Source organism: Brevibacterium sediminis, from assembly GCF_013623905.1.
GTDB classification, from domain to species: Bacteria; Actinomycetota; Actinomycetes; order Actinomycetales; family Brevibacteriaceae; genus Brevibacterium; species Brevibacterium sediminis.
Genome location: NZ_JABKDD010000033.1, coordinates 1 through 6,305, shown reverse-complemented (window position 1 = coordinate 6,305; position 6,305 = coordinate 1). Strand labels below are relative to the sequence as shown.

At 62.1% G+C, this 6,305-nt stretch carries 7 protein-coding genes and 1 rRNA gene; 5 read left to right on the top strand and 3 right to left on the bottom strand.

What is annotated here, in order from left to right:
- The 3 genes from HK108_RS18550 to HK108_RS18540 all read right to left on the bottom strand — a co-directional run.
- Positions 1 to 63: ribosomal RNA gene (locus tag HK108_RS18550) — 16S ribosomal RNA — on the bottom strand; the annotation flags it as partial.
- A gap of 43 nt (positions 64 to 106) precedes the next feature.
- Positions 107 to 538, bottom strand: a complete 432-nt coding sequence (locus tag HK108_RS18545; RefSeq protein ID WP_181272600.1) for a hypothetical protein — start codon at positions 536 to 538, stop codon at positions 107 to 109.
- Positions 539 to 630: 92 nt separating this feature from the next.
- Positions 631 to 1,305 (bottom strand): SOS response-associated peptidase, encoded by a 675-nt coding sequence (locus HK108_RS18540; protein WP_229664275.1) that lies wholly within the window; start codon positions 1,303 to 1,305, stop codon positions 631 to 633.
- Between the two features lie 52 nt (positions 1,306 to 1,357).
- Between HK108_RS18540 and HK108_RS18535 the strand changes: the two genes are divergently transcribed.
- From HK108_RS18535 to HK108_RS18515, 5 genes are all read left to right on the top strand, one after another.
- Complete coding sequence (locus HK108_RS18535; protein ID WP_139468528.1) at positions 1,358 to 1,873, top strand: MarR family winged helix-turn-helix transcriptional regulator; 516 nt, start codon at positions 1,358 to 1,360, stop codon at positions 1,871 to 1,873.
- Positions 1,874 to 2,007: 134 nt separating this feature from the next.
- On the top strand, positions 2,008 to 3,174 hold the full coding sequence (locus HK108_RS18530; RefSeq protein WP_181272599.1) for an acyl-CoA dehydrogenase family protein: 1,167 nt from the start codon (positions 2,008 to 2,010) through the stop codon (positions 3,172 to 3,174).
- 1 nt (position 3,175) lies between these two features.
- Positions 3,176 to 4,231, top strand: a complete 1,056-nt coding sequence (locus HK108_RS18525) for an enoyl-CoA hydratase/isomerase family protein (RefSeq protein WP_181272598.1) — start codon at positions 3,176 to 3,178, stop codon at positions 4,229 to 4,231.
- Positions 4,228 to 5,004 carry an enoyl-CoA hydratase gene (locus tag HK108_RS18520; protein ID WP_181272597.1) on the top strand — a complete coding sequence of 259 codons (777 nt, stop codon included), beginning with the start codon at positions 4,228 to 4,230 and terminating at the stop codon, positions 5,002 to 5,004. Before HK108_RS18525 ends, HK108_RS18520 begins: the two co-directional genes overlap by 4 nt.
- 169 nt (positions 5,005 to 5,173) lie before the next feature.
- Positions 5,174 to 6,145 (top strand): NAD(P)H-dependent flavin oxidoreductase, encoded by a 972-nt coding sequence (locus HK108_RS18515; protein WP_229664274.1) that lies wholly within the window; start codon positions 5,174 to 5,176, stop codon positions 6,143 to 6,145.
- Positions 6,146 to 6,305 lie beyond the last annotated feature (160 nt).

Below are 6,305 nucleotides of genomic sequence, written 5' to 3'. Positions count from 1 at the left end.
GACTTGCATGTGTTAAGCACGCAGCCAGCGTTCGTCCTGAGCCAGGATCAAACTCTCCATAAAAAACTTTATGTTACGAATGAATCCCAGCAAGACAGCCAACCCCTCACGGGGTGAGAAGATTGACCAAAAAATACTGACCAAACACACCATCCACCCATGTGATGCGAGAGGTTCGGCGAAGAACCACCCACCACAGGTGAACCAATGTTTGGCCAGGTGATTGTCTTACCAGAAATATTAAATGTTCTGGCATCACAACTTGTTCAAACAAACACGCTATTGGATTCTCAAACCACAAACACACACCCATCACCACCACCCGAAAACCGAGCGTGTTCACTGGGGGTATCAGTTTCTGTTTGCACTTTTCGTCTTGCGACGCGCTGTGCCAGCGGATGTCTACTCTACATGGTTGTTCCGATCCGCGCAACTCGAAGTTCATCTTCGGTTTGCCCGTATCGTTCCCGATCAGAGCGACTGTTGCCGTTCCTTGCGGCCTGGCAACCTGGACAACAATACACACATCTTCGGCCACCTGCAAAACCGCTCCGCACGTGCCCACTCCCGCACTCCGAAAGACCCCGAGATCTCGGGCGAACGTCTCCGCCGCACAGCGTTAAGAGAGACCTACGCCACGGGTTCGGCGAGTTCGGGAGAATCGTTGCGGACGTTTCCGACCGCTTTGCCGACCTTGTGCCGAGTGACGCTGGCGGGATCAACCTGATCAAGTGTCGCCGCCAACAGGTCCGGCACATCATTCGTCAGGACTCCAGGGTCGATCCAGTCACTGATCTGGTCGCGCCCGAGGAACACGGGCATCCGATGGTGGACATCGCTGAGGTGCCCCGCGGACTCCATCGTCAGGATCGTCGTGGAGACCAACCAGGTCTCATCCGGCTGTTTCCAGAACTCGAAGAGTCCCGCCATGAAGAGGGGGTCCTCGCCGGCAGCGGTCATCATCCATGGCTGCTTGCCGTCTTCTGTGTTCTCCCATTCGTAATAGCCCGGAATCGGCAGCGCACAGCGACGACGTCGGATGGCCTGCCGGAACATCGGCTTCTCGAGCACTGTCTCGGATCGGGCATTGAATGCCTTGAAGCCGATTTTGGGATCTTTCGCCCATGCCGGCACCAGTCCCCAAGACGCGGTTTCGAGACGGCGATGAAGCTGACCGTCCTCGTCGAGTCGTTCGACGACGATCGGCACGAATGACCCCGGGGGCACATTGAAGCGCGGCGCGTAGTCATAGGAGACGACATCCAACCGCAGCTCATCAGCGAGATCCGCCGGATCGAGAGACATATTGAGTCGACCGCACATGCGCCCATCTTCTCACTTCACTACACTGTCGACAATGGCGGCAGAAGAGAATACAAGTACGGGGTTCGACCCGATCGAAGAGTCCCGTCGACAATGGCTGGCCCACGGATGGGACGATGCAGCCGATGGAATGACGACAGTGATCTCAGTGATGAGGATCCACCAGCTGTTCCTGGCCCGAGTCGATGCCGCCCTCAAGCCCTTCGCGCTGACGTTCTCGCGCTATGAGGTGCTCACTCTCCTATCCTTCACACGAGCCGGGACCCTGCCGATGTCGAAGATCTCCGCTCGACTGCAGGTGCATGCGACCTCGACGACGAACTCTGTCGACCGCCTCGAGAAGGCTGGCCTCGTCGCCAGACGCAGCCACCCCGATGATCGCCGGACGACGCTCGTCGACCTCACTGATGCCGGTCGCGAGCTCGCCGCTCAAGCAACGAAGGCGCTCAACGCCGAGGTCTTCTCCTCCCCCGATTTCTCCGGTATCGACCTCGACTCTCTGCTCCCCCATCTCGAAACACTGCGCTCGGGACTCGAAGCCGGCGCCTGAGCCGACCGAAGCCGGCCGCCGAACAGACCATCGGCCATCGGGGCCGCCTCGGCGAGAAATTAGTTGGATGTCCAAGTAATATGGACGTATCGTGGTGTCGATCACCGAATAAGCGTCCGATTCTTGGAGGAATCATGTCCCGCAGTACAGCCGCTGCCCTACCTTTCGGTCTCACCGACGAACAGCAGACCGTCGCCGGGATGGTGCGTGAGTTCGCCGATACCGAAGTCGCCCCACACGCCCTCCAATGGGATGCCGAACACTTCTTCCCCGTCGACGTCATCAGGAAGTCTGCCGAACTCGGAATGGGAGGCATCTACGTCAGCGAGGAGTCCGGCGGAACCGGAATGGGCCGGATGGACGCAGCGCTGATCTTCGAAGCGATGTCGACCGGATGCCCCTCCGTCGCCGCCTATATCTCCATCCACAACATGGTCGCGTGGATGATCGACAAGTTCGGCAACGACGAGCAGAAGACGACGTACCTCGAGAAGCTCGTCTCCATGGAGCACCTCGGCAGCTACTGCCTGACCGAGCCCAATGCCGGCTCCGATGCGGCCGCCCTGCGCACCTCCGCCCGTGAGGACGGCGACCACTATGTGCTCAACGGAGTCAAGCAGTTCATCTCCGGCGCCGGCACCTCGGATACCTACCTCGTCATGGCCCGCACAGGCCAGGACGGAGCGCGTGGAATCTCCGCCTTCATCCTCGAGAAGGGTATGGAGGGTCTGAGCTTCGGCCCCAATGAGCAGAAGATGGGCTGGCGCTCACAGCCGACCCGACAGGTGATCATGGAGAACGTGCGGGTTCCGAAGGAGAACATGCTCGGCGCGCCCGGCCAAGGCTTCAAGATCGCGATGTCCGGACTTGACGGCGGACGTCTCAACATCGGCGCCTGCTCGCTCGGCGGCGGTCAGGCCGCGCTCGAGAAGGCCATCGCCTATATGGGTGAGCGCCAGGCCTTCGGCACCGAGCTCTCCGGATTCCAGGCTCTGCGCTTCGAGGTCGCGCAGATGCAGGCCGACCTCGAGGGTGCTCGCTCCCTGCTGTGGCGGGCCGCAGGAGCCTATGACGCAGGCGACCCGAACACCTCTCTGCTCTCGGCCATGGCCAAGCTCAAGGCCACCGACACCGGTTTCGATGTCGCGAACAGGGCACTCCAGTTGCACGGCGGCTACGGCTATCTGACAGAGTATGGAATTGAGAAGCTGGTGCGTGACCTGCGAGTCCACCAGATTCTGGAAGGCACCAACGAAATCATGTGCGTGATCATCTCGCGCAAGAGCACAGGAGTGGGCTGATATGACAGAACCTTCGGCAGAGCAGGCGGACGCCTCCGTCATCACCTCGGTAAACAACGGGGTCGGCCGAATCGAACTCAACCGACCGAAGCTGATCAATGCGCTCAGCCAGGACATGGTGGGTGCCATCGATGACGCCCTCAACGCATGGCGCGACGACGAAGCGGTCAACCTCGTCCTCGTCACCGGTCGCGGGGAACGCGGTCTGTGTGCGGGCGGCGACATCAAGGCCGTGTACAACGACATCGTGGCCGGCAGCGATGAGAACGCGAGATTCTGGAACCGCGAATACAAGATGAACTTCGCAATCTCTGAGTTCCCCAAGCCCTACGTCGTCATCATGAACGGCATCACGATGGGCGGCGGAGTCGGCATCTCCGGACACGGATCGCACCGCATCGTCACCGATTCGACGAAGGTCGGAATGCCGGAGACCGGAATCGGGCTCTTCCCAGACGTCGGCGGCACCCACCTGCTGGCCAACGCCCCCGGAGAGCTCGGCACCCACCTTGCGCTGACCGGGCAGCCCGTCGGGGCCGGCGCTGCGATCGCACTGGGCCTCGCCGACTACTTCGTCCCTGACGCGCAGATCCCCGATCTCATCGCCGAGCTCACCGATGGCGAGGACCTCGACGCGGTCATCGGCCGATATTCGTCCGATGTTCCGGACAACGAACTCGCCGAGGCGGCCGACTGGATCAACGCCTGCTACGCCGGCGACGACGCCGAAGCCATCGTCGCGGCTCTCGCCGCGCACGAGAACCCCGATGCCCAGGCCACCGCTGAGCTCATCGGCACGAAGGCCCCCACCTCGGTGAAGGTGACCCTGGCTGCGGTCAGGAACGCCGCATCGATGAACCTGGCCGACGTCCTCGAACAGGACTACCGGGTCGCCGTCACGCTCACCGGCCTGCCGGACCTCAAGGAGGGTATCCGCGCGCAGGTCATCGACAAGGACCGCAACCCGCAGTGGAGTCCCGCCTCGCTGGCCGAGGTCTCCGACGAACAGGTCCAGTCCATCCTCACCACCGACCACGAAGACAAGGTGTTCTCATGAGCGAATTCGAAACCATCCTGACCGACGTCGCCGACGGCGTCGCCACCATCACGATCAACCGACCGAAAGCGCTCAACGCGCTCAATCTGCAGGTGCTCACCGACACCACAGATGCCGCGACGGCCTACGACGCAGACGATTCGATCAAAGCGATCATCATCACCGGCAGCGAGAAGGCCTTCGCCGCCGGCGCAGATATCAAGGAGATGTCGAGCCTCGACTTCTCGACCGCATACAAGGCTGACTGGTTCGCCGGTTGGACCCGGCTGACCGATGTGCGCAAGCCCGTCATCACCGCCGTCGGCGGCTACGCCCTGGGCGGCGGCTGCGAACTGGCGATGATGGGCGACATCCTCATCGCGTCGACGAAGGCGAAGTTCGGACAGCCCGAGATCAACCTCGGCGTGCTCCCGGGCATGGGCGGATCGCAGCGACTGACCCGCGCCATCGGCAAGGCAAAGGCCATGGACATGTGCCTGACAGGCCGGATGATGGGCGCCGAGGAGGCCGAACGTTCCGGACTCGTCGCCCGCATCGTCGAACCCGAAGCGCTCCTGGACACGGCGAACGAGATCGCGCAGACGATCGCGTCGAAGTCCCGCATCGCCTCGGCGATGGTCAAGGAAGCGGTGAACACCGCATTCGAGACGACCCTGGAGCAGGGACTGCGCTACGAGCGCCGACTCTTCCATTCGTCCCTGGCCACGAATGATCAGTCCGAGGGCATGGCCGCCTTCGTCGAGAAGCGGGACCCGAACTTCACGGATTCCTGATCCAGCTTCTTATCACTGCCGAAGGCGCAGACTCCTCAGAGAGTCTGCGCCGTCGTCGTCTGATCAGCCGAAATGCGGGCCAGGAGACGAAAGAGAATGTGTTCCGTATCGCATTTAACAATCGTTCAGTTAGAGTGAGTGTATGCATTCATCTTCGCAAGGAGGCACCGTGACAAGCTTCACCGATCTGCGCTCCCAACTCCGTCTGCCCGTCGTCGGCTCCCCCATGTTCATCGCCTCGGGGCCCGAATTGGTCAAGGCCCAGTGCCAGGCCGGAATCGTCGGATCCTTCCCATCGCTGAACGCCCGTCCCGCCTCGCAGCTGACCGACTGGCTCGATGAGATCTCCGAGTCGAACGCCGCCCACACTGCGGCGAATCCGCAGCAGCCCGCCGCTCCGTTCGCAGTCAACCTCATCGTCCACCGGTCGAACAATCGCCTCGAGGAGGACCTCGCCGAGGTGGTCCGCCACCAAGTGCCGATCGTCATCACCTCGCTCGGTGCCCGTGAGGAGGTCAACGAAGCCGTCCACTCCTACGGCGGTGTCGTCCTCCACGACGTCATCAACAACCGCTTCGCCAACAAGGCCGTCGAGAAGGGCGCCGACGGCGTCATCGCCGTGGCCGCCGGTGCCGGCGGGCACGCCGGGGCGCAGTCGCCGTTCGCCCTGGTCCAGGAGATCCGCTCCTGGTTCGATGGTCCCCTGCTGCTGTCGGGCGCCATCGCCCACGGCCGGTCGATCCTTGCGGCTCTGGCCGCCGGTGCCGACTTCGCCTACATCGGCTCGGCCTTCCTGTCCACGCCCGAGGCGAATGTTGTCGACGACTACCGGACGATGATCGTCGAATCCGGCGCCGACGACGTCGTGTACTCGAACTACTTCACCGGTGTGAAGGGCAACTACCTGCGCGGATCCATCGTCGCCTCGGGCCTCGACCCGGACAATCTGCCCGACGCCGATCCCACGAAGATGGACTTCAGCTCGTCTTCGGGTTCGGACTCGAAGGCCTGGAAGGACATCTGGGGCTCGGGACAGGGCATCGGTGCGCTCGGCCAGCAGCGGACGACCGCAGAGCTCGTCGAGACATTCGCTGCTCAGTTCGACGAGGCGAAGCAGCAGCTGCAGGCGCAGCTGGGCTGATCCGACCGAGCGCCTCAAAGACCACTCCAGCCCCAATTGCTACCTGACGGCGGCCCAGCAACCTCGCGTGGAGTGGTCCCCGAAAGTTGGACTGTGATCAACACAAACCAACTTGAAGGGACCATTCCATGCGTCAGGACTGTCTGATCACCAACGACCA

Excerpts from the sequence above, each read along its gene's own strand:
- HK108_RS18525 (WP_181272598.1), top strand. The coding sequence starts at position 3,176 with ATGACAGAACCTTCGGCAGAGCAGGCGGACGCCTCCGTCATCACCTCG.
- HK108_RS18530 (WP_181272599.1), top strand. The coding sequence starts at position 2,008 with ATGTCCCGCAGTACAGCCGCTGCCCTACCTTTCGGTCTCACCGACGAA.
- HK108_RS18520 (WP_181272597.1), top strand. The coding sequence starts at position 4,228 with ATGAGCGAATTCGAAACCATCCTGACCGACGTCGCCGACGGCGTCGCC.
- HK108_RS18540 (WP_229664275.1), bottom strand. The coding sequence starts at position 1,305 with ATGTCTCTCGATCCGGCGGATCTCGCTGATGAGCTGCGGTTGGATGTC.
- HK108_RS18535 (WP_139468528.1), top strand. The coding sequence starts at position 1,358 with ATGGCGGCAGAAGAGAATACAAGTACGGGGTTCGACCCGATCGAAGAG.